This window comes from Vibrio sp. YT-16 (genome assembly GCF_033337405.1).
Taxonomy (GTDB): domain Bacteria; phylum Pseudomonadota; class Gammaproteobacteria; order Enterobacterales; family Vibrionaceae; genus Vibrio; species Vibrio alginolyticus.
Genome location: NZ_JAWOQQ010000073.1, coordinates 1 through 1,443 on the forward strand (window position 1 = coordinate 1; position 1,443 = coordinate 1,443).

Consider the following 1,443-nt stretch of genomic DNA (forward strand, 5'->3'; position numbering starts at 1 on the left):
ATCTTGATTCAATAAATAATGCCATTTTGTGCATGGGTACTCATAATTGAGAATTGTATTTAATGTTTGAAAAGAAGCGGTAATTAATAATTCACATGTAAAGAAAACAGTAACTTATGGAGGTTATTGTTTTTAAGAATGAGGTAAAGTGTGCGGGAAGTGTTATTTTTTTAATAAAAAAAAGCGCCCCTAAGGGCGCTTGTGTTCATTTAATTAAGTTTCTTAACGGTGTTGCGGATAACAATCTCTGGTTGCATCTCGAACACACGCTTTTCATGTTCTTTATCTTTAATGCGTTCAAGTAGGATCTCAAACGCATTTTTACCCACACGACGTTTAGGTTGGTGAATCGTTGTTAGCGGTGGTGAGAAGTACTCTGCAAGTTCAATGTTGTCGTAACCGATAACAGAAACGTCATCTGGAACCTTGATGCCGTTTTGTTGCAGACGGCTCATTAAGCCAAGTGCCATGGTGTCGTTAAAACAGAATACTGCAGTAGGGCGTTTTTCCATCGCGGTGATCTTGTCTGCAACCAGTACCGCAGTATCACATTCAAAGTTACCTTCAAGAATCCAATCTTCATTGATTGGCAGTTTTGCTTCAGCCATGGCACGACGGAAACCAGCGATACGCTCTTGGCAAGCTAGTTTCTCAAAGTGACCACTAAGGCAGGCGATGTCAGTGTGGCCGTTATCGATAAGATATTTAGTTGCTAGGTAGCCACCTTCTTCAGAGTTATCGATGATCTTGTCCGCACGAGAACTCTCTGGGCCCCAATCCATCACAACTTTCGGGATATCTGAGTGACGATCTAACATCTCTTTTAGTTCTTCGGTTAGATCTGAACACATCACCAAAATGCCATCTACACGTTTCTCAGCAAGCATGCGGATGTAGTCGCGCTGTTTCTCGTAGATGCCGCCAGTATTACACAAGATCAATGTGTAACCTTGACGGTAGCAGTAACTTTCTACACCGTCGATCACTTCAGAGAAGAATAGGTTAGTTGACTGTGTTACCAACATACCAATAGTACGAGTTGAGTTGCATTTTAAACTACGAGCAACTGCGCTTGGTGCGTAGTTAAGCTCATCAACCGCTTTCATTACTTTTTCTTGGGTTGCTTCTGCAACAAAACGTGTCTTATTAATAACGTGCGAAACTGTGGTAGTAGAAACGCCGGCTAAGCGAGCAACGTCTTTTATAGTGGCCATAAATGATGTCCTGTATCGAGCTACTTAATACCGTAGTGAATACAACCATACGCTTAGTTTTTTGCGCAAACTAAACACCACAACAACAGTAGTGTCTATTCTAGTAGGCAGCGGTTGTACCGAAATCGGTATAAAAAGATTTGTAGCAACTTGGTTGAAGGTACTCGGCTTCCTACTAAATATGAGGAAGTGGTCATCAACCTATTAATAAAAAACAAAAACCGCTATA

Annotated in this window: 1 protein-coding gene; it reads right to left on the bottom strand. The window is 41.2% G+C overall.

Annotated features, from left to right (window positions below):
* Positions 1-209: 209 nt before the first annotated feature.
* Positions 210-1,214, bottom strand: a complete 1,005-nt coding sequence (gene purR, locus R7F07_RS24790) for an HTH-type transcriptional repressor PurR (protein ID WP_005457245.1) — start codon at positions 1,212-1,214, stop codon at positions 210-212.
* Positions 1,215-1,443: the final 229 nt, after the last annotated feature.

Excerpts from the sequence above, each read along its gene's own strand:
- purR (WP_005457245.1), bottom strand. The coding sequence starts at position 1,214 with ATGGCCACTATAAAAGACGTTGCTCGCTTAGCCGGCGTTTCTACTACC.